The organism is Helicobacter aurati (genome assembly GCF_003364265.1).
In the GTDB taxonomy this organism is placed as follows: domain Bacteria; phylum Campylobacterota; class Campylobacteria; order Campylobacterales; family Helicobacteraceae; genus Helicobacter_A; species Helicobacter_A aurati.
The window spans coordinates 1-22226 of record NZ_NXLW01000002.1 but is presented as its reverse complement, the minus strand read 5'-3'; the positions used below and the strand labels follow the sequence as shown (position 1 = coordinate 22226).

General features: G+C 33.8%; 22 protein-coding genes. 10 read left to right on the top strand and 12 right to left on the bottom strand.

Annotation, left to right across the window (positions count from 1 at the left end; translation table 11 throughout):
• From CQA66_RS01290 to cheP, 3 genes are all read left to right on the top strand, one after another.
• On the top strand, nucleotides 1–390 hold the full coding sequence (locus CQA66_RS01290) for a c-type cytochrome (protein WP_324843337.1): 390 nt from the start codon (nucleotides 1–3) through the stop codon (nucleotides 388–390).
• Nucleotides 391–410: 20 nt separating this feature from the next.
• Entirely contained in the window at nucleotides 411–1787 is a 1377-nt protein-coding gene (locus tag CQA66_RS01285; protein ID WP_104762945.1) for a UDP-glucose dehydrogenase family protein, read from the top strand.
• Nucleotides 1788–2123: 336 nt separating this feature from the next.
• Nucleotides 2124–2984 (top strand): cheVAW transcriptional regulator CheP, encoded by an 861-nt coding sequence (gene cheP, locus CQA66_RS01280; protein ID WP_104762944.1) that lies wholly within the window; start codon nucleotides 2124–2126, stop codon nucleotides 2982–2984.
• A gap of 44 nt (nucleotides 2985–3028) precedes the next feature.
• Here cheP and tatC read toward each other — a convergent pair whose 3' ends face one another.
• The 5 genes from tatC to CQA66_RS01255 all read right to left on the bottom strand — a co-directional run bounded on the left by tatC (nucleotide 3029) and on the right by CQA66_RS01255 (nucleotide 7869).
• On the bottom strand, nucleotides 3029–3835 hold the full coding sequence (gene tatC, locus CQA66_RS01275) for a twin-arginine translocase subunit TatC (RefSeq protein ID WP_104762943.1): 807 nt from the start codon (nucleotides 3833–3835) through the stop codon (nucleotides 3029–3031).
• Between the two features lie 105 nt (nucleotides 3836–3940).
• Complete coding sequence (locus tag CQA66_RS01270; RefSeq protein WP_342352818.1) at nucleotides 3941–4891, bottom strand: glycosyltransferase family 8 protein; 951 nt, start codon at nucleotides 4889–4891, stop codon at nucleotides 3941–3943.
• Nucleotides 4892–4932: 41 nt separating this feature from the next.
• The gene (locus CQA66_RS01265) at nucleotides 4933–5196 is read right to left on the bottom strand and encodes a hypothetical protein (protein WP_104762941.1); all 264 of its coding nucleotides are present in this window, start codon (nucleotides 5194–5196) and stop codon (nucleotides 4933–4935) included.
• Between the two features lie 155 nt (nucleotides 5197–5351).
• Nucleotides 5352–6065 (bottom strand): ABC transporter ATP-binding protein, encoded by a 714-nt coding sequence (locus CQA66_RS01260; RefSeq protein WP_104762940.1) that lies wholly within the window; start codon nucleotides 6063–6065, stop codon nucleotides 5352–5354.
• 199 nt (nucleotides 6066–6264) lie between these two features.
• Nucleotides 6265–7869: an ABC-F family ATP-binding cassette domain-containing protein gene (locus tag CQA66_RS01255; RefSeq protein ID WP_104762939.1), complete on the bottom strand. Its 1605-nt coding sequence runs from the start codon at nucleotides 7867–7869 to the stop codon at nucleotides 6265–6267.
• Nucleotides 7870–8083: 214 nt separating this feature from the next.
• Here CQA66_RS01255 and ccoG point away from each other — a divergent pair, with 214 nt between their 5' ends.
• The 3 genes from ccoG to CQA66_RS01240 all read left to right on the top strand — a co-directional run bounded on the left by ccoG (nucleotide 8084) and on the right by CQA66_RS01240 (nucleotide 11200).
• Nucleotides 8084–9517, top strand: coding sequence for a cytochrome c oxidase accessory protein CcoG (gene ccoG, locus CQA66_RS01250; RefSeq protein ID WP_104762938.1), 1434 nt, complete (start codon nucleotides 8084–8086; stop codon nucleotides 9515–9517).
• A 207-nt stretch (nucleotides 9518–9724) separates the two neighbouring features.
• On the top strand, nucleotides 9725–10432 hold the full coding sequence (locus tag CQA66_RS01245; RefSeq protein ID WP_104762937.1) for an amino acid ABC transporter permease: 708 nt from the start codon (nucleotides 9725–9727) through the stop codon (nucleotides 10430–10432).
• 33 nt (nucleotides 10433–10465) lie between these two features.
• Nucleotides 10466–11200, top strand: coding sequence for an amino acid ABC transporter ATP-binding protein (locus CQA66_RS01240; protein ID WP_181882213.1), 735 nt, complete (start codon nucleotides 10466–10468; stop codon nucleotides 11198–11200).
• On the opposite strand, the gene CQA66_RS01235 is transcribed toward CQA66_RS01240, so the two are convergent.
• Nucleotides 11201–12802, bottom strand: a complete 1602-nt coding sequence (locus CQA66_RS01235) for an inorganic phosphate transporter (protein ID WP_104762935.1) — start codon at nucleotides 12800–12802, stop codon at nucleotides 11201–11203. It abuts the gene before it with no gap.
• A 245-nt stretch (nucleotides 12803–13047) separates the two neighbouring features.
• Here CQA66_RS01235 and CQA66_RS01230 point away from each other — a divergent pair, with 245 nt between their 5' ends.
• The 4 genes from CQA66_RS01230 to CQA66_RS01215 all read left to right on the top strand — a co-directional run bounded on the left by CQA66_RS01230 (nucleotide 13048) and on the right by CQA66_RS01215 (nucleotide 16981).
• Nucleotides 13048–13971, top strand: coding sequence for a branched-chain amino acid transaminase (locus CQA66_RS01230; protein WP_104762934.1), 924 nt, complete (start codon nucleotides 13048–13050; stop codon nucleotides 13969–13971).
• 169 nt (nucleotides 13972–14140) lie between these two features.
• On the top strand, nucleotides 14141–15211 hold the full coding sequence (locus CQA66_RS01225; RefSeq protein WP_104762933.1) for an SPFH domain-containing protein: 1071 nt from the start codon (nucleotides 14141–14143) through the stop codon (nucleotides 15209–15211).
• A gap of 31 nt (nucleotides 15212–15242) precedes the next feature.
• Nucleotides 15243–15968: a bifunctional phosphoribosyl-AMP cyclohydrolase/phosphoribosyl-ATP diphosphatase HisIE gene (gene hisIE, locus CQA66_RS01220; RefSeq protein WP_342352816.1), complete on the top strand. Its 726-nt coding sequence runs from the start codon at nucleotides 15243–15245 to the stop codon at nucleotides 15966–15968.
• Nucleotides 15969–15976: 8 nt separating this feature from the next.
• Nucleotides 15977–16981, top strand: coding sequence for a DUF2393 family protein (locus CQA66_RS01215; RefSeq protein WP_104762932.1), 1005 nt, complete (start codon nucleotides 15977–15979; stop codon nucleotides 16979–16981).
• A 67-nt stretch (nucleotides 16982–17048) separates the two neighbouring features.
• On the opposite strand, the gene CQA66_RS01210 is transcribed toward CQA66_RS01215, so the two are convergent.
• The 6 genes from CQA66_RS01210 to CQA66_RS01185 form a co-directional block, all read right to left on the bottom strand.
• Complete coding sequence (locus CQA66_RS01210; RefSeq protein WP_233707723.1) at nucleotides 17049–18017, bottom strand: ankyrin repeat domain-containing protein; 969 nt, start codon at nucleotides 18015–18017, stop codon at nucleotides 17049–17051.
• A 1-nt stretch (nucleotide 18018) separates the two neighbouring features.
• Entirely contained in the window at nucleotides 18019–18606 is a 588-nt protein-coding gene (locus CQA66_RS01205; RefSeq protein WP_233707722.1) for an HIT family protein, read from the bottom strand.
• Between the two features lie 24 nt (nucleotides 18607–18630).
• On the bottom strand, nucleotides 18631–20058 hold the full coding sequence (locus tag CQA66_RS01200) for a response regulator (protein WP_104762931.1): 1428 nt from the start codon (nucleotides 20056–20058) through the stop codon (nucleotides 18631–18633).
• 175 nt (nucleotides 20059–20233) lie between these two features.
• The gene (locus CQA66_RS01195; RefSeq protein ID WP_104762930.1) at nucleotides 20234–20677 is read right to left on the bottom strand and encodes a hypothetical protein; all 444 of its coding nucleotides are present in this window, start codon (nucleotides 20675–20677) and stop codon (nucleotides 20234–20236) included.
• A gap of 141 nt (nucleotides 20678–20818) precedes the next feature.
• Nucleotides 20819–21484 carry a homeostatic response regulator transcription factor HsrA gene (hsrA, locus tag CQA66_RS01190; RefSeq protein WP_104762929.1) on the bottom strand — a complete coding sequence of 222 codons (666 nt, stop codon included), beginning with the start codon at nucleotides 21482–21484 and terminating at the stop codon, nucleotides 20819–20821.
• A gap of 144 nt (nucleotides 21485–21628) precedes the next feature.
• Nucleotides 21629–22226: gamma-glutamyltransferase (locus tag CQA66_RS01185; protein ID WP_181882209.1), on the bottom strand; the 598-nt coding region annotated here is incomplete at its 5' end.

The window sequence follows — 22226 nt, the reverse complement described above, 5'->3', positions numbered from 1 at the left end:
TTGTTAAAGAATGCAAAACAACCGTTAATATTTATAGTCATTTTTATAAATATAGTAATTGTTATGGTAGCAGCAAATTCTATGATAACGCATTATGAAGATGTAAACACAGAAGAAACCTTCATCACACAACAAGAATACGGTAAGCAGCTTTACAATAACCCTCGCGGCATTAGTTGTAAGTCCTGCCATGGAGAATTTGGTAAGGGGCAACAACTTGCTCAATATAAGCACAAAGGAAAATTGCAAGAAATCTATGCGCCAGATATTACGGAATTAGATATCTCTCGATTTAAGAAAAAATTATATAGCAATAGAGGTGTTATGCCAAAATACTATCTCACAGATTCTGAAATTGAAGCAATTTATGAATACATTACTCAAAAATAAAAGATAATAAGGAGAATATTATGCAAGTCACTATCGTTGGCAGCGGTTATGTAGGACTTGTGGCTGGGGCATGTTTTGCACAAATGGGCAATCATGTAACTTGCCTTGATAAAGATTTGGATAAAATTACACAGCTACAAAAGGGTCGGATTCCTATTTATGAGCCCGGTCTTGAATCCATGATTAAAGATAATGCTGCACTCGACACATTACATTTTACTGCGGATAAAAAATTAGCCTTACAGAATGCAGAGGTTATTTTTATTGCTGTAGGTACGCCTATGGGAGAAGATGGCAGCGCAGATCTTTCTTATGTGGAAAGTGTAGCAAAAGATATTGGTATGTTTGTAGAAACTACTTATTTTGTAGTTGTTAACAAAAGCACTGTGCCTGTAGGTAGCGCAAAAAAAGTACGTACGCTTATAGAATCTACCTTACTAAATCGCTTGAGCAATGCTCATAATGAGCCTCTTCAATCTAAAAATATACATAGTATAAGTTTTGATGTAGTAAGCAATCCGGAATTTCTTAAAGAAGGTGTAGCTATTAAAGATTTCATGAGTCCAGACAGGGTGGTAATTGGTACAGATTCTATACGTGCCCTTGACATAATGAAATCCCTATACGCACCATTTTTACTAAAAAGCGATAGATTGATTCACATGAGCATAGAATCTGCAGAAATGACTAAATATGCTGCGAATGCCATGCTTGCAACAAAAATTAGTTTCATTAATGAAATCAGTCAGATTTGCGAACGTGTAGGAGCAAACGTCAATGATGTACGGCTTGGAATTGGCTCAGATTCTCGTATTGGATATAGTTTTATTTATCCTGGCTGTGGTTATGGAGGAAGTTGTTTCCCTAAAGATGTTCGAGCATTAGAAAGGAATGCCCAAGATCATGGCTATGAGGCACAAATTCTTAAAGCCGTACAAAACGTGAATGCAGCACAAAAAATGCTTTTGGTACAAAAAATTGTGCGACATTTTGGGGAAGATTTAACAAACAAAAGTTTTGCGCTATGGGGGCTTAGTTTCAAACCAGAAACTGACGACATGCGCGAGGCTAGCTCTTTGGTTGTAGTGCGTGAGTTAATTACAAAAGGAGCAAAAATAAAAGCCTATGATCCAAAAGCCTATCAACAAGCACAATTTTACTTTAAAGACTATTTAGATTCTATTCAATTGCAATCAAGCAAGTATGATGCAATAAAGGATTGTGAAGCGCTTGTACTTTTAACTGAATGGCGTGAGTTTAGAAGTCCAGATTTTGGAGAAATCAAAAAACTTTTACATAACCCTGTGATTTTTGACGGACGTAATATCTACCAACACTACCAATTGGAAACACAGGGATTTATATATTATCAAATTGGCGTTGCAAAAAATATATAAAATTAACCAACAATTCTTGAGTTTATAACGCAATATAAAATGATTGTATTCGAATTAAACATCAGTGCGATCTTGTTTTATAAAACAAAACAGAAAGATTAAATAATCTTTTGCGGTAATATCATCTGGTTGCTATGAATCAACCATGCTGTAAGTTATCATAATGAAACTGAATTTCACGGTGTTTCTTTCTTTAACTTGTAAAAGAAAGGAAGAAAATGTTCTATCTTTATTTTCACCTTACTCCCAATTTTGATATTTTTCATAAAAAGTTGGTAATAATTCTGTGTTATAATCAACAAAGATTTATGTTAAGTCCATATAAGGGTTAAAGCTATGATGCACGAACTGTTAAATAAAACAATTGAGAATCTGCCACCATTACCTGAAACAGTAATGAAGCTACGGGATTATATTGATAAATCCGGAGTTGAAGTGCAGATTCAAGAGGTAGTCAATATAATTTCCAAAGATCCATTATTAACTGCCGATTTGCTTCGTCTGGCAAATTCTCCTTACTATGGATTTTCAAGAGAAATCTCTACAATAAACCAGGTGGTTGCATTATTGGGGGTAGGGAATATCAAAAATATTGCAATTGCTAATTCTCTTAACGGTCATCTTCATATTGATGTGTCCCCTTACGGGCTAGATACTGCCACGTTTTTACGTAATTGTACGGAAGAAGTTAACTTTATGACAGATTGGCTGGGAGAAGAAGATAAGAAATTATTTCAGCAAATTGTTCCTTGTGTTATGTTATTGCGACTTGGCATGATACTATTTTCTAGTATGCTCATTCAAAACAATAAAGACAAAGAATTTCTTGCGCTTATTCGACAAAATAATTTCCAAAATATTGCTTTTATTGAGAATGAGTTCTTTGGAACGGATCATTTAAGTTTCTCTAGTTTTTTATTTAATCATTGGAAGTTTGATGAAGATTTAATCGAAAGCCTCGCTTACATCACTGCCCCACATGCTTCTTCCGAACATGTCAAAAAACGTTCTTACGCATTGGCTATTACAAATAGAATCTTTGAGCCTTATCAAGGTGGCAGTGCTTATAATGTACATGAGGCAATAGCTCTTATACAAGAAGCAGCAACACAAGGAATTAAATTCGATTTACAAAACTTTAAAAATAAACTTCCTCCCCACGCAAAAGTAAACTTGGAAGTAGAAGTGCAAATGTAGCGAAGCTTGCACTTTTTGATACTCGCTTTTTACGTTGTTTTGAATCAAAAACTCGTTTTCAAATCAGATGATTCCGAATCGTTCCTTGTAGATGTTTCTGATGTCTCTTCTGCAAAATGTTCTGTATCAATAGATGATTTAGACGCGGGATTCACAAACTTTAAAATCAAATAAGCAAAACCATAAAGTATCACCATAGGTATGGCTAATAGCAATTGAGAAACTACATCAGGTGGAGTTACTATGGCAGCTATTATAAATATAATAACAACGGCGTAACGAAAATATTTCTTTAGTGTTTCATCTGTAATCAAGCCAATCTTACCAAAGAAATACGCTACAACAGGTAGCTCGAATATAAAACCAAAAACCAGCATAATACGAACAAAAAAGACTAAATATTCATTAATTGTAATATTTGCTTCTACAACATCACTTCCAAAAGCAATAACATATTTAATAAGAAAAGGAAAAACAACAAAATAACAAAAACAAAGTCCCGCAGCAAACATTAAAGAAGTAAAAAAAACAAAAGGAAGAATCAGTTTCTTTTCATGTTTATATAACCCAGGTGCCACAAAAAGCCATAATTGCCAAAAAATAATAGGAATTGACACAATAAAAGCGGCAAAAAAACTAATTTTAATGGCGACAAATAAATATTCTGCTGGAGCAGTTTGAATAATCTTACCCCCACTATTAACAAAAGCATTTTCTAAAGGAATCTTCATCCATGTTGCTATTGTTTCGTGAAAACTGAAAGCCACTACAAAACTAACTATCAGTGATAATAGAGAAATGATTAATCGTTTACGTAAATCTTGTATATGAGGACGCAACTCTTCGAGCATATTGTATCTCCAAACGTTATTGCCAATAATCAAATATTATAGCCAATTTAAAGAATCTTATGTATCTTTCGTGGCACTTTTGATTTTATTGATTGACTTATATCATCATGGATTGTCTTTTTTTATGTTGTGATTTTTCATCAAATTTTTAAGATATTTTCTACCTAACCTTTGAATCTTGTCGGGTAATTTTATGAAGTCATACAATCGATTTTTTATTCCACGTTTATCAAGCTCCAAAATATGCCATGAAATATCACGATAAAAAGGTGTACATGCTGCATTTATCCACCAAAGTCGAAAATACCATCTTTTCAAATTCCACATAGCAATATCTGGAAAATCATAAGCCTTTTTTTGCCATGGCTTTGGTCCTCCAAAATGGATAATTTTAGCCTCCTTGCAAACTTCCTCATACTCTGCTCTTGTCAATGAAGTAGTGGGCTTAGATACTTCATTGGCTTCATCTTTGAATATATGATGCCATGCTGTTGAAGGTTGTTGTTGCAATAAAACTGGGAAACAATTCCATCTTGTATCGAGCATTATAATATTGTCATTAAAAACAATATTTAACGCATCTTGATCCGTTAACACAACTTTTTGTAATAAGGCAAAAAGTTTAGATTCTATATTGTGTTCTCTCCACTTTTTAAGATTAAGCAATAGCAACCCCGCATTAAAACTATATTTAGTCTTGATACTGAAGTGTTCATTGTTCGGTAATGCTACCATGGGCTGTTCAAACGTTCTTTCTTCGCCTACAACGGCACAGATATGTTCTTGCAAGGCGATTGCATATAGTTCTCTTATGTCTGCATTAAGAATCATATCGCAGTCCAAATAAATACACTTATCGATATGCTGCGGCAATAATGAGGCAATTTTTAAGCGATAATAAGTTGTATAGTTTTGCCCTTCACCCCAAGGTACAAGATTCTGGAAACTATTGCTATCGATAATATGTGTTTGAATTGAAATGTTTAAAAAAGATTCTAAGAAACGGAGTTTTTTAAGATGATACGAGGCAATATAATCTGAAATAATATGAAATATGAATCTTGTTTTTAATAAATAGGAGCTATGAGATGGATTGTTTATGTGTGGAGGTAGTGCCCCCCCCCCCCGTATTTCTGCGCGTTATAAACAAAGCTAAATGATTGCAACTCTTTAAAATGTCCACTAAAAATTTCATACCAACTTACACGTTCCAAATAGTGAACATTATTTGGATTATAGGCAAAACCATCATGAATTGCCGCGGTATTGACAATACTAAAAATCGTAGTAGTTGCATATTTAATATAATTATCATCGCAACATAACACAATATGTATTTCTTCTATTTGTTCTTGCTTCATGGTATCTACCCCTTAATTTTGTGTGATAAGTTTTCCAACAATCAAAATAACTTTATGCAACCCTACAAAGCCTAAACCATTTAAAAATTTCTATACAGAAAATTCAAATAATAAAATTATTTCTTTGCATCTTATGAATTAAATAGTTCTTATATTCATAATGTTTTAGTTTGATATAACTCCGAATCCAGAATTATTTCCTTTTGAATATTTCCATCCAAGAAATAAATTTCTCGGTGAGCATATTGCGCCATCTCTGGCTCATGTGTTACCATGAGAATAGTAATGCCCATTTCTTTGTTGAGATACGTCATAATTTCCATAACTTCGTTACTACGTTTTGTGTCAAGATTACCTGTGGGTTCATCTGCTAAGAGAAACAAAGGTTCAATAACAATAGCCCTAGCAATTGCAACCCTCTGACATTGCCCGCCACTTAACTCAGAACTACTATGATGTGCCCATTGTTCAAGTCCTACCATTTCCAGCGCACGTAACGCTAATTTCTGTCTCTCCTTCTTTTGCATACCACGGTATACAAGAGGTAACTCTACATTTTCAAGAGCAGATGTACGCGAAAGAAGATTGAATCCCTGAAAAATAAACCCCATATAATGTCTTCGCAAAAGCGAACGTTGAGTGCGAGTAAGCTCGGATACATCCACACCGTTAAAAAGATATTTGCCGGTAGTAGCAACATCAAGGCATCCTAAAATATTTGCCATTGTAGATTTACCTGAACCAGAAGGACCCATAAGAGCGATAAATTCCCCTTGTTGTACCTGTAGATTCACACCGTGTAATGCTTGAAAGGAATTTTTACCTTTACCGTAGGTCTTTGTAATTGCCTCCAGACTAATAAAACTCATAATACCTCTTATGACTGATTACTTACATGCGATATTGTAGCACAATTTATTATTACAACATGCAGAGCTACTTTGAAATTGGGGGCAATAAAGATTCTTGCAAGTTACCTTGGCAGACACCGCAACAAATAGCGTTAAACATTTCAAAGCATATTTCTATAATACTCTTATTTGCTCTTTAACGTGCAAAAACATCACATTATAAATCATATTGTTGTAAAAATTCTTCATAGCTACCACGAAAATCAATAATCTCTGCGCCGTTTTTTCCTTGCTTCATAAACAAGATTCTATTTGCATACGAGTCAATAAGCTCTCTATCATGACTTACGCACAAAATACCTCCGTTATAGTTGTAGAGTGCCTCACCCAATGCAATAATGGATTCTAAATCAAGATGATTAGTTGGCTCATCAAGCAATAAAAAATTTGCTCCAGATAACATAAGTTTAGAAAGCATAAGTCTGTGCTTTTCCCCACCGCTTAACATGCTGACATATTTTTCTTGTTCCTCTCCACTAAAAAGCATTCTCCCTAGCGAAGTCCTTATTTCGTTAGAATCAACACTTTTATCAAATGTTCTTAACCATTCATAAAGACTAACTTCACCGCTAACTGCTTCGCTTGTATTCTGCGGGAAATAAGCCATTTGTATTGTTGTTCCCCATGTAATATTACCTTTATTGGGGCTCATATCTTCAGCAAGGATCTTGCATAATGTGCTTTTCCCCACTCCATTTGCGCCAATAAGTGCAATCTTATCATTTGGTAGAATCGTTAAGTCTAAATCTTGTAAAACATGATGATCGGCATAAGCATGGCTGATGTTTACAACATTTAATACTTCATTACCAATTTGACGTTTTGATTTAAAAACAATACTAGGATCTCTCCTGCTAGAAAGCTGCAAGGATTCTATTTGTAATTTATCAAGCTGTTTTTGTCTTGCTGTTGCCTGTCTTGCTTTGCTAGCGTTTGCACCAAAACGACGGACAAAATCTTCTAATGCGGCCTTTTCTTTCAGCTTTTTATTGCGCTCCATTTCTTGTTGTTTTGCAAGAATAGTGGAAGCGATATACCAATCATCATAATTACCGCTAAACTCTCTTAACGTTTTAAAATCCAAATCAAGAATATGCGTACAAACAGCATTTAAAAAATGTCTATCATGTGATATAGTAACGAGCGTACCTTCATGTCTTTTCAAATGTTCTTCAAGCCAAGCGATAGTATATAAATCAAGATTGTTAGTCGGTTCATCAAGCAATAATATATCCGGCTTTGGAAAAAGCACTTGAGCTAAGAGTATCTTAAATTTATCACCGCCTGTAAGTGTCTTCATAAGATTACTGTGCTTTATAGGGGGAAACCCTAAATCTTGCAAAATCTTCTCAATGACTACTTCATACTCATACATAGGATCTTCTTCAACACAAATAATCTCCAATTCACTTAATTGTTGATTGACTTTACTATCACTCAAGTCTGCTGTGCTATATAAATGTTCCTTTTCTTTGATTGCGTCATAAAGTCTTTTATTGCCAAGTAAAACAACATCTTTAATGCTTAAATCCTCGTAAGCATATTGATTTTGACTAAGCACACCAAGTTTCAATCCAGAATCTATAATAATTTCACCGCTATTTGCTTCAATTTCTTTACTAAGAATCTTCATCATGGTTGATTTGCCCGCTCCATTCGCTCCAATTAAGCCATATCTTTTACCCTTATCTAGTTTAATAGTGATATTTTCAAAAAGTGTTTTGGTAGGATAACGCATACTAATATTGATTGCTTGTAACATAAAATTCCTTTTTAATTAATGCAAATTATTATCTACGTTTATAATTTTCTTAACAATTCAAAATATTGACAACACCAAATAATATCAATATAATTTTAACATCAAAATTATGTAAGTCATGACAATATTTTATTACTCATGCTCTCGATGCAAAACAAGAACGGCTTTATTTTAAAATGAACATTAATATTATATAAGTTTTAAGGACTGATTAATGGATAGTAGTTTGGTTAGTAAAACCTCTTTTATTAAAGATTTTAAACGTAAAAGACATATAGTTTATACTCTTTTAACCATTGCATTATTGATTGTTCCGTTTGTTCGCCTTGGAGAATCACAAAATCATATATTTTTACTGTCTTTCGATCATAAAGTATTGCATTTATTGGGCATTGAATTTAACATACAAGAGTTCTATGTCTTACCATTTATGCTAATGATTCTATTTGTTGGCATATTTTTTATTACCGTAATGGGCGGCAGAATATGGTGCGGTTGGGGTTGTCCGCAAACCATTTTTCGATCTATCTATCGCGATGTTATTCAAACATATTTATTAAAACTACGTAAAAAGACAACCAATAAACAAGAAAAATTAATATTAAATACTCCAATAAAAAAACTAAAGTACTCTTTTGGAATCTTTTTGTTCTCCTGTATTTCCTTGATTGCGGCAGCAGATTTTCTTTTTTTCTTCGTCCCGCCCGAAGATTTCTTCCCTTACATTGCAGATATTTCTAACCATACGTTATTGCTCGGCTTTTGGTTAGTTATTGCAATTTTCATGACAATTGAAGTATGTTTTATAGCCGAATCTTTTTGCATCTATATGTGTCCTTATGCGCGAGTACAATCCGTATTTTTTGATAATGACACACTGATGTCTATCTATGATAGCAAAAGAGGTGGGACAGTTTATGATACTGCAGGACAATTGCTTAAGCTCACCCCGAAAAAACAAAATCCTGCTAATGAGTGTGTCAATTGCATGCGTTGTGTGCAAGTTTGCCCTACACATATTGATATTCGTAAGGGCGTACAACTCGAATGTATTCATTGTTTGGAATGCGTCGATGCTTGTTCGCACACAATGAGTTCACTAGGTAAGCCATCTCTTATTAATTGGAGCTCATCGAATGCCACTTTGCAGCAGACAAAAGTCCAATTATTCCGAACAAAAACCATTGCCTATATTGTCCTATTGAGTATATTTTTTATAACTTTAATCTTTGTAAGTAATATGCGAACAACCATGCTTCTTAATATTACGCGCACATCGGAACTTTATATGGTCCGTCAAAGTGGAGCAGTTGACAATGCCTATAAATTCTTAATACAGAATATTGATGACAAAGAACATGCTTTTGGTTTTTCCATAGAAGGTGAAATGGCTAATCACATTGAGATTCTTATCCCAGATTATCCAAACAATAAAGAATTTGTCATTCCAGCAAAAAGCGAAAGAACACTTGTCGTACTGCTACGCGCTAAAGAATCCCTCAACGATTCAAAAGAAAGCGATAAAAATATCCCCATTACTATTCTATCTTATGCAATTGATTCCAAAGAAACCATTCAAACAAGCTTCAAAACATTCTATATGTATCCTAGTCAGAGTTACATAGAAAAGAAATTAAAGAAAAATTGATTCTATAAAACTCTATAAATTTATACAGAATCAACATAAAAACTTTCAGCATTGTCTATTTCTTGTAATTAAGAAATTCATTTCTCACAAGAAGCGATATAACATATTTATATAAATATGTTATATTTTACAACATCAAGCAATCAAGCGCAGGCGCAAAATGACAATGACAAAGTTCGAGTCTCTTGATAAATTCACTCGAGGTTAATGGTGGATAAATATTGTAAACTTTTTATTTTTTGTCTTATTATCAGTATTGGCATCTATTATACTTTTCCCCACCATCTGACCACAAAAGAATATCAGGCAATCCTGAAAAGTATTGGAGTAACACTGCTACTAACAGCCGGCGGGGTATTTATAGGTACAATTTTAGGATTCATATTAGCGTTTTTGCGCATGATAAACAACACAATATTAAACTTTATCATTGATGAATATATTGATATTCTTCGTGGAACACCAATGGTTGTGCAGTTACTTATTTTTGCCTATGTCATCTTTGCTACTTTAAGTGATAATTTTTATGCAGCATTATTTGCGCTTGGTTTAAATTCTTCCGCCTACATTGCAGAAATTGTACGTGCAGGAATCCAAAGTGTGGATAAAGGACAAATGGAAGCGGGCAGATCTATGGGATTAAGCTACTCTCAAACAATGCGACAAATTATTTTACCTCAAGCTATTAAAAATATTTTACCTTCTTTGGCAAATGAGTTTATTGCATTATTTAAAGAAACTTCAATTGTAGGGTATATTAGTGTCAATGATTTGACATCACAAAGCAAAATCCTACAAGCAGCAATATACAATCCTACTCCTATCATTTTTGCGGCAGTTATTTATTACACTTTAGTTAAAATTTTTTCTGTATGTACAAAACTATTAGAAAGATTTTTACATAAGAATGATTAGTCAAGGACAATAATGACTAGAACACACACGAACATCATCAAAGTTATTAATCTCTCAAAGTATTATCATTCCCTCAAGGTGTTAGATTCTATTAATGTGAGTTTTCAAAAAGGAGAAGTAGTTGCTATTATTGGTCCGAGTGGAAGTGGGAAAAGTACATTTTTACGTTGTCTCAATCTTCTTGAAAGTCCAACAAGCGGAGAAATCCATATTAATGGAATAAACATTATAGATTCCCAAACAAATATTAATAAGATTCGACAAAAAGTTAGCATGGTTTTTCAACACTTTAACCTATTTAATAATAAAACCGTATTAGAGAATCTTACTCTTGCGCCTATTACAACTAAACTCATGACAAAACAACAAGCCTTAGAAAAAGCTCGCATGTTACTAGAAAGAGTAGGGTTAAGCGACAAAGAAAATACCAAACCGTCCAAGCTTTCTGGAGGTCAGAAGCAACGTATAGCAATTGCTAGAAGTCTTTGTATGAATCCCCACGTGATTCTATTTGACGAACCAACAAGCGCACTTGATCCTGAAATGGTGGGAGAAGTATTAAACCTTATGCAGGAAATAGCTAAAGAAGGGATTACCATGCTTGTAGTAACGCATGAAATGGGTTTTGCAAAAAATGTAGCACACAGGATACTTTTTATGGAAAGTGCTCAAATCCTTGTAGATTCTACTCCCGATCAAATTTTCAATGCAAATACCCAAAAAAATCCAAGATTAAATAACTTTTTACAAAAAGTTCTTCACTTATGATTATATAATCGTTCCTATTTTCTCAACAAGATAGTAACCTATCGCGCCTAATACAGCGGAAAATGGAACCGTAATAAGCCATGAAGCAACAATTCGATTAATGGCACTACGTTTTACTAATTCATGTTTATAAGCTTTTTTGAGTATTTTACGTTCTTTCTTTTTCAGTAACGGCAAATCTTGGGTGCCTGTTCTTTTTTCCGATTTTGATTGTAAATTTTTTAATGATTGTAACATTTCCTTTTTTTGTCTTATGCTTGCACGGTGAAATTTTGTTAGGAATCTTTCCACTACTTCTTCATCTTTCCCAACATGAGCTTTGACAATTTGTTGCTGCATATCATAATAACGTTTCTTAAGATATTCACGTAAAAAACCAACACCAAAAATCGCTCCAATGGCTATATGTGTAGAACTGACAGGAAGCCCTAACTGTGAAGCAATTAAAACGGTTATGGCGGCAGAAATGGCAACGCAAAAAGCACGCATTTTGTCTAATTCTGTAATTTCACTACCTACAGTTTTGATGAGTCTAGGACCATAAAGTGCCAATCCCAAAGAAATCCCCAAACCACCAATAAGCATAATCCAAAACGGTACATTTGCTTGACGACCAAAGGAATCATCTGAAGTAGCAATAGCTTCATAAATACCCGCTAATGGTCCAATAGCATTGGCAACATCATTTGCACCGTGCGCGAAACTCAACAAAGCCGCAGAAAAAACAAGTGGCATTGTAAAAAGCTCATTTATATCTTCTTTGGTATTTGAAAGAGTATTTGCTTTATTAATAATAAAGGGACGAGAGATAAAAAATATAGCCAATGCAATAACCAAGCCAACCAACAAGGTAGTTTGAAAATCTATCTTGAAAATACCTGTTTTTTGCACCAGGTACACGCTGAAACACCATGACATGATAAACAAAAGGAAAGGAACAACTTTTTTAGCTGCAGCTCTCTTATCCCTTTGATAGGTAATAAGATGCTTAATCATAAAGAGAAATAGCATTGCAACAAAACCGCCAAGACAAGGAGAGACAACCCAGCTTATTATAATTTGTCCTAGGGCAGACCAATTGGCTACACTGAATCCCCCAGCCATAATGCCCGCACCAAGAACACCACCAACAAGGGAATGTGTTGTAGAGACAGGTGCTCCTATCATAGTGGCTACATGTAGCCAAATTGCCCCCGAAGCTAATGATGCCAACATAACACAGATAAAAGTTTTATTGTCTTGTAAGCTATTAGGATCGATGATTCCAGATTTTATTGTATCTACAACGTCTTTTCCAGCAATAATTGCACCCAATGCCTCCGCGATTGCAGCTATAACAATTGCACCAATCAAGGTGATAGCATGAGAACCGACAGCAGGTCCAACATTATTTGCCACATCATTAGCACCAATGTTTAATGCCATGTAACCGCCTATTACAACAGCAAAGATTAGCACTACAGGGCTATTCACAGGATACCCACAAGTAATTGCAATAACTGAAATGACTATAAAAAATAAAAGTACAATTCCAATTTTTATAATATCTCTTTTGCCGAAAGAAGTTGCATTTTCAATTTTTTCAATATTACCCATATCCATAAAAAACACCTTAATCCTAGTTGTGAGTATAAGATTATTTTTAGATTATACCAAGATTACTCTCTCAAAATTCACTCAATTCTTAAACAATCAAACGTTATTCGTGGGTCATAAAACAAAAACTCTTTATTTTTGCTATTAGGATACTCAAAAAGCAATAAACACTATAATCTCAATTGCTAACTTTTATGTTATAATCACAAATTAATTCACTTAAATATTTTGTAAAATTTAAGGATTGTATTATGAAAGAAGCGAAATATATTTGGAAAAATGGCGAAATTATCCCATGGAAAGATGCAACCACACATATTCTAAGCCATACATTGCACTATGGTAATGGCGTGTTTGAAGGTACAAGAGCTTATATGACAGAAAAAGGATTGGCTATATTTAGATTGGAATCCCACACAAAAAGACTATTAGAAAGTGCCAAAATTGTTATGATACAATGCCCCTACTCACAAGAAGAGTTACAAACAGCACAAATAGAGATTCTACGAGCTAACAAAGAATGTTTTAACAGCAACGTTTATTTACGTCCAATTATTTATTTAGGATATGGTGCAATGGGCGTATATCATTTACATTCACCTGTGGAAGTAGCTATCGCAGCTTGGGAGTGGGGTGCTTATTTAGGAGAAGAAGCATTGCAAAAAGGAATTCGTGCAAAAATTAGCTCTTTTGTACGAAACAACGTAAAATCCAGCATGGGGAAAGCAAAAGCAGTTGCGAATTATCTAAATTCACAAATGGCAAAGCATGAAGCTATTGCTTGCGGATTCGAAGAGGCTCTATTGCTTGATGATAATGGATTTATTGCCGAAGGAAGCGGGGAATGTCTTTTCATAGTTCGAAATGGAAAACTGATAACCCCTCCTTATGATAATTCTTTAGAATCAATAACACACAATACGGTTTTCCATATCGCAAGAGACCTAAAAATAGATATTGAACAAAGAAGAATCACACGAGATGAAGTCTATATTGCAGACGAAGCTTTCTTAACTGGAACAGCAGCAGAAATTACACCAATTTATGAAGTTGACTTTAGAACCATAGGCAATGGTTACCGAGGCGAAATAACAAAAAAAATCCAGGATGCCTTTTTTGAAATTGTTATGGGCAACTCACAGAAGTACAATCATTTTTTGACGTACATAAATTAAAAGAATGAAAGAATATTTGTGGTAAATTGTGATATAGGCAATCTATAAACAAATCCATAAACAAGAAATGTGTTAGGGTCTAAAATATTTTCGTATTGCCTCAAAATAGGAAATAAACATAAGGATTAAGAATTATGAGCAAAATATATCAAACAAATAAAGGAAAAATATGCCAATTGATTTAAATGAGCACAGAAATAAGCATAACAGCCAAAAAAAACAAGACTCTACCACACCTCAAAACAAGCCAAACAACACAAACGGTAACAACAGGAACAATAAAGGATTTAACATGGATTCCTTGCAGATTCCTCCCATGCCTAGTGGGAAATTGCTTACGGTTATACTTATTTTTGTTGTAGTTATATTGATATTTTTGCTTGCAAAACCCTTTATGATAGTTAATGATGGAGAAGTAGGTATCAAGGTTCATTTGGGTAAATATGAGGATATTCCTTTGAATCCTGGTTTGCATTTTTTCATTCCTGTTATTGAAGATATTATCACAGTTGACACACGTGTAAGAGCATGGAACTTTTCAAGAAACGAAGACGCAATTGGTAGCGGTATTAACGCCCAAAGTATTGTTCGTAGTAAAGCAATAGATGTGATTGATGTGCGCGGATTACCAGTATCAATTGAATTAACAGTCCAATATCAGCTTGATAGAAGCAAAGTTCCTCAAACCTTTAGAGAATATGGTTATTCATGGGAACAAAAAATCATCAATGCAAAAATATTAGATGTAGTTCGTAGTGTTGTCGGAAATTATCCAGCAGAAGATCTGCCAAATAAACGTGATGAAGTGGCTAATGCAATTATTGCCAATTTTCAAGGAAAGCTAGATGCAACTCCCAATAAACCCGTTAAACTAGATTCGATTCAATTACGAGAAATTGTTTTACCTCCATTGGTCAAAGAGAAAATTGAACAAGTTCAGGCTGCAAAACAAGAAGCAGAAAGAGCAAAACAAGAAGCAAATGCTGCCAGAGAAAGAGCACAAGGAAAAGCCGATGCAAATATTATCGAAGCAAAAGGACAAGCAGAGGCGAATCGGCTAGTTAGTGATAGCCTTTCAGCTAGATTGCTTGAATTGCGCCAAGTTGAAATACAGGGAAAATTTAATGATGCCCTGAAAGAAAATAAAGATGCTCAAATCTTTTTAACTCCAGGTGGTGCCGTTCCTAATATTTGGGTAGATTCTAAATCTAAACAACGAACAACAATAAGCAACCAGTAATTGGCTTGATTAACGGTTATATAGGACTTTAATGATGTCAAAGACATTATACAACATTATCGAAACGTTAGCTTGGGATAAGATGGATCTTCTTCCTTGTATTGTCCAAGATTATACAACCAATCAGATTCTAATGCTAGCCTATATGAATAAAGAAGCACTGTATCAAACTGTTCAAACTAACAATGCGCATTATTTCTCACGCTCCAAGCAGAGAATTTGGAAAAAAGGGGAAACAAGTGGACATATTCAAATTGTTCAAGAGATATTTTTTGACTGCGATAGAGATGCAATTTTATTAAAAGTACAGCAAGAAGGGGTAGCCTGCCATACTGGTAACATAACATGTTTCTTCAATAAAATTACGCAAATCAACCAAGAGACAACAATACATCAAGATTCTACCAAACAAGAATCCATAAAATATTCCCTAATGAAATATGATGTGATGGATACACTTTATCATACAATATTAGACAAGCAGCATGATGACCCAAAACTTTCCTATACAGCTAGTCTTTTTGATAGCGGTGATAATACGATTGCAAAAAAAGTTATTGAAGAATCTGGAGAATTCTGTCTTGCATTTAAAGATCGAGATTTGCAACAAGTAATTTATGAATGTGCTGACTTGTTTTACCATGTCCTTATAGCTCTAGCTAAAACACAAATTCATCCCGATAGGATTTACCAAGAGTTACAACGACGTATGGGGATAAGTGGTATAGAAGAAAAACGTAACAGAAATAAAAAGTAGATTTGATTATGAAAGAAAAACTAATTGAATTTTTATCCTACTTGAATGTATATGACCTCATATTATTTGCGGCATTGCTAATACTTGGACTTTGTCTTATATTTCTATCTTTCATCGCATTTCGACATAAGATTATATCTATTCCACTATTCTTTATTGGCTTTAGTGCTATTGTTTGTTTGCCTTTCATTATGCGCTATTTGATGGAAAATATATTTTATAAAATCAATACTGAAGTACACTATGATCGCGTATTACGTTATTCGGATATCTACAAATACAGTGCGACAATCACAAATATTGGCAAAAGAAATATAGCAGGTTGTGTCATTTCTCATCGTATCCTCTATGATACAGAAGACAAACCTGCAATAACCAAATATAAAAATATGCTACTCAATTATATAAAACCTAAAAAAGTTTACACTAAAAATATTCCGATAAATTTAAAAGTCAATCAATCGGTAGATGTATCGATGCAATCACAAGAATTTATACAAGAATATCCATATAGAGAACAAAAACATCTAACAAAAATAGAATGTTATGGTAAAGAAAATACACTTAAAAATGTTACACCTTTAGAAGGAAAATATCTACAAAAACACCACGGTACTACAGACACGAATCACGATACAGAAGCAAATAATACCCTTTCTGATTCTAAGGAAGCTAATAATATTGCAAATACGTTTAATGAACATACTGGCTCGATTGAATCTGAAATCAAGACAAAGCACACAAACAGTATAACGGCTCAAGGTGCAAATTCTATGACTTCCGAATCTAACAATACGAGCAGTATCAATTCACCACAAGATTCTGAAGTCCAACAGCAAAACTCTCAAGAAGATTTTAAACAAGATCCTATACTAACTCCGCAAGACATGCCAGATTCGCAACATAAAAAAGAAGAGTCTGAACAAGATTCTTCTCCTATCCCTACAATACCAACACAACCAGATTTAAAAAGCATGGAAAATATTCCATTACTCAAAGAAACTCCAAGATAGACAATCTTCAATAGATAATCTAATACACTATAATAATGACACAATGGATAAAATGGGGGGGATTAGATTATTTGTTATTGCTATTTTTTCGTTGTAAGGGTGGATTCCATAGCTGCATTCTCATTTCCCTGCTGTTAAAAACTTGTTCCATTTTTCCTTCTGCCTGATAATCGATACTAAACCCCACTTTAATATCTACTATGCCTTCTTTATTAGGCTTAATGAGTGTTGCAAGAGTTGGAGAAATCGACATAGTATTAACTTCTGTAATAGTTGTACTGGCAGGGATAAGTAAAGGTTTTTGTTGAACAGCGACCAATTGCCCATTAACATATAATCTTGTATAAAAAATTGTCAAAGGTTGATTGGTAAGGTTTCGAACATTAAAAGTTACCGCACCATACCCCAACTTAAAACTACTAGCACTTACCGCAAGATTATTATCTTCTAATACAATAGGGGGAGCAATAATTTCTGAACTAATAATTTGTATTGGATTTTGTCCTTGAAAATTCTGAATTGTCGTATCGGCACTATGTTGTGTTAGAATATTAATAGAACGAGTATCTGCATTAATGGCAGCATAATGCAACGGGGTATTTCCATACTTCTCATCTTGAGCATTAACTTTTGCTCCAGCCGTAACTAATAGTTCCACCATAAGAGGATTTCCTACCTTTGCAGCTTTATGCAATGGTGTTTCTCCATTCACTACAGCATTAACATCTGCACCCATAACAACTAAAATATAAGCTATTTCGATTTGATTAGTTGCTATTGCTTGATAAAGTGGAGTAATACCCTTTATTCTTGCATTCACATCTGCCTGTAATTCTAATCCACTTTCTACATCACTTAATACATGACTAAAGAGTAAATAGTCATATTGATTTGCATGTAATAATCCGCCAAATAAAACAATAAATAAACTTTTTTTTAAAAATTCCATAATATTCAAGACTTTATACCACAAATATTCCGTGCCAACAAACCATCTAGTAACAGATTGCTTTGTTGCACATTCAACGAATAACATATTAGCATAAATATTTCTTTGCCAATTCTACCATTCTATCAAAAATTCTCGCAAACTCTACTCCATATACTCGAGTGTTTCCAATTGCAGTAATAAAATTTGTATCGCCAGTAAATCTAGGTACAAAATGTACATGCAAGTGCTTAGGGATACCAGCACCTGCTGCCTGCTTGATATTTATACCCATATTGATTCCATCAGCACCATATTCTTCTAGCATTGCAATAGCCTTTTGTGAAAGCTTACTAAGATGCAACCATGTTTCTTGGGAAAGCAAACTAGGAGAATCAACATGAGTATGTGGGATAAGCATAAAATGTCCTGGTGTATAAGGATAAAGATTCATCACAGCATAACATAACGAATCATTATAAAAGACATGCAACTCTTTCTCTTTACCCATATTTCTAACTTGTTGTTCTAAGGAGTAATCTGGATTAGCCAATCCTTGATTCACAACGTTGTCTATCGATTCCTTACAAGAACCATTTTTTATCATAATTTGTTCAGAAATATTACAGAAAACACATTCATCATCAGTAATCGCAAAATAGGGGCTACGCCATGGAGAATAAATAATATCATACATAATGAACCTCTAACTATTGAGAGTTTAAATTGCCATACGAATCGCGTCTGAAAAAGCCTCAGAATCTGTTGCTACAACAAAATACTCTATTCCTAATGCTCTCCCATCTTCAACAACTTTATATTCTACCTGTTGAGGAGTAACAACAATAAATATAGGATTCTTAGCATTAGGCGTCTCTTTGTATTCACGCACAAAGTCAAAAGCATGTAAACCGTTAATTTTAGAATCAATTACAACAATATCTTGAGGCTTTGCATGTAATTTTTCCAACGCGTCAAATGGGTTGTGCTCAACAGTAACTTTTAATCCTGAATCTACACGTTCAATAAGCTGTCTTGACCTAAAAGACTTCGTATCATTCTCTTGGATAATCATAATGTTTTTAACGCTTTTATCTTCCATACTTTTTAAAAGAGTAAAAAGTTCTCTTGTTTTGCCCGATATTTTATTCTTATCCAAACCTCTTAAAAAATAACGTAAATATGTCCTTGAATTATAACCACCATGAATATTGGCGTCACGAAAGAATTTTTTAACATACTGATTTGTTTTGGCTCTCTGCCATAAAGATTTATCTAATTCATATCCCTTTGTATTAAGTAACTTGATAAAACGAGTTTTTATTTTGTTTGTCATAGGTGCAAAAGTTTCAGAAAATTTCTGAAAATGTCTTTCCTTAAAACTTTGCAACCTAGCACTTTCTTTCGCAATAATATCTTTTTGCTTAGCTATGTAATCAATCAAATCAACAAGTCGCCTTCTTAGTGCTTTTACTTCTTTTTCATATTCAAAATATTCCTTACTTTTCTTATCCGGTATTAATCGCAAATTACGTTCTTCTTCCTCCAAGCGTCTGCCTAATGGTTCAGATTCTGCCTTTGCTCCTTGCATACCAATTTTTGTATCTTCAACAAATTGCTCTAAGTGCGTATAGTTTACTTGTCTTACTAGGAATATCTTTTCAAAACAATAGGGTAAAGGGTATTGCATTTTTTTGTTATATTCTTGGAAATCACGGTAAAGAGAATATACTTCATTTTTTATTGCTTTTAATTCTTGATTCTCCAAAGAAGAATCTAAATCACATAGATCATTATAAGCCGTAAATAAAAATCTCTGCATACGTATAAAATCCAATTCAGGACTATCCTCAATAAATTGTTGATATTCAGCTAAAATCCTTATTTCTCTAGCAAAAAATTCGTTGATACAATCATCAGCAGACTTTGTTACTTGTATAGCCTCTAATTCTTCTAGCGAAAGTTTGACTTTCATTTTGGAGACAACTCTATTTTCTACAGCAAATTCAACTTCTATATTGAGAGCCAGATCTTCCTCTTCTCCATCCCACACACTAAAAGAAAAAGGATAAATACGTTTTGTTGGAATTTGTTCTACTTGCCCTTCTTTTCGCTCTTTATCCAAATGAATAATTTGCCCAAGCAACATACACCCCCTTTTTCATAACTCAATTACAAGCCTAGATTATATCCAAACAACGAGAGAGTAAGTAAAAAAAATCCAGTTATCATACAAGAAATTACCTGTTATATTGAAAAATCAGTAAAATAAGCTACATAAGCTTCTGTATTTTCTAACCTCTTATTCAAATATCTTTAATCTATTAAGAAGCCATCATTACTCCGGCATGTACATAATTAATATTGTATAGTTTATTAACAAGCTGACTAATAAGCCCACGCATCTCCATGCTTAAATTTTCATTCTTTAGAATCTTATTAAAAGACTCGAAATTAATTTCATCACTCGTTCTTGCAACATAATTTGCAGCAATGACATCTTGACTATTAAGAATACTTTCTCCTCGTAAAATACTTATCATAGACATAAAAGTATCTGCATCACGAAACCCCCCTTGTATAGAATCCCCCAAATTTTCAATTTTTTGCAAATAATCAGATTTTACAAACACGTCTTGAGGTAAATAACTTTCCTCGTTACTAGTTGGAACATAATAACTTCTTGTCCCGTGTTCCATATCAACATTCTGCTGATTATGCACTCCCTGCGCATATCTCTTATATAAAATACCTTGTGAAACTTGCATATTGAAATCCTTTCATTAAACTTATATAAATATAAGCAAAAATGATTCCAAACTAGAATAAGCAAAACGATAAGTTTGATTCTTTCAAGGTATTTATTAGCTGTCGATATTTCATTTAATAATTGCTATCCAAAAAATAAATTATTTTTTTGGATAGCAAAAACGATAACCTCTCCTTCTGACAGTTTCTATCGTATTGATATTAAGAGGTTTATCCATCTTTTGTCTTATTTGATTAATAGCCACTTCAATGACATTGGGGGTAACCAATTCCGGTTCATCCCAGATAGCATTGAGCAACTGATCCTTAGAAACTATTTGGTCTTTTTGTCTAGCAAGATGAGTAAGCACTTCAAATGGCTTTCCTTTTACCCCCACTTCTCTGCCTTTATAAGTGATACGTTCCTCATCGGGAATAATGACTAAATCACCTATTTCAATCAAACTAGACCCCCATAATTTTAGTCTTGCTTGTATATGTGCTAAAAGTACTTCAATATTAAGTGGCTCAACAAGATAATCATCAGCACCGGCTTTAAAGGAAGCAACTTCATATCCTATATTATACTCACCTGTTACAATAACTGGGACTCTAGGATATTTTTCTTTTACGGTAAAAACAACTTCACCAGGTTTAGTATCATTCAGCTGCCATGCGCATAAAATTAAATCATAACTACGCACACTAATATGATATTCTCCATCTTTCATATTGCGCGCAATATCAACTTGATAGCTATTTTTTGATAATTCGCGATTTAAATATTCTACCGTTTCTTTGTTATTGTGTATGACTAAAATACGCATTAACGCACTCCTAACTAAAAACTCGCTTCTACAAAATTATAGCATTTTTGATTGAAATTTAAACTTTTTTATAAAATCCATCAAGCAAGCACATAAGACTTCATTGAGCCTTTTATTCAATGTAAGAACACTTATTTCAATTGATTATATTTTACGTCTAGGGTCAGTCGTTCCATAATAAACACCTGTCTTCATATCTCGTATAATGGCATTAACATCACCCATATCTGGAAGTTCTACAATTTTATATCCCATTTTTTGAAGAATATTTTGTGTGTCTTTGCTGAAAGCAAAAGATTCTATCTCTAATTCATCTGGCATCCATTGGTGATGGAATCTTGGCACTTCTACGGCTTGAGCTAGATTCATACCATGGTCGATAACATTGGAAATCACTTGAGCAATAACAGTAGCTATCTTTCCGCTTCCTGGAGTACCCACTACCATAAAAACTTGATTCTCTTTAAGGAGAATAGTAGGACTCATAGAGCTTAGGGGACGTTTATTGGGTACGATAGCATTATTGCCTTTTTCTATCAAACCATGTCTGTTAGGATAACCATATTTAATAGAAAAATTCTCCATCTGATCGTTCATTAAGAATCCCGCATTATTGATTGCCACTGCATTGCCATATCTCTTGTTAATCGTATACGTCACACTCACAGCATTACCCCATTTATCCACTACTGAATAATGCGTTGTATGATTACCTTCTTTAAAGCCTTTTGCATTTGGATTA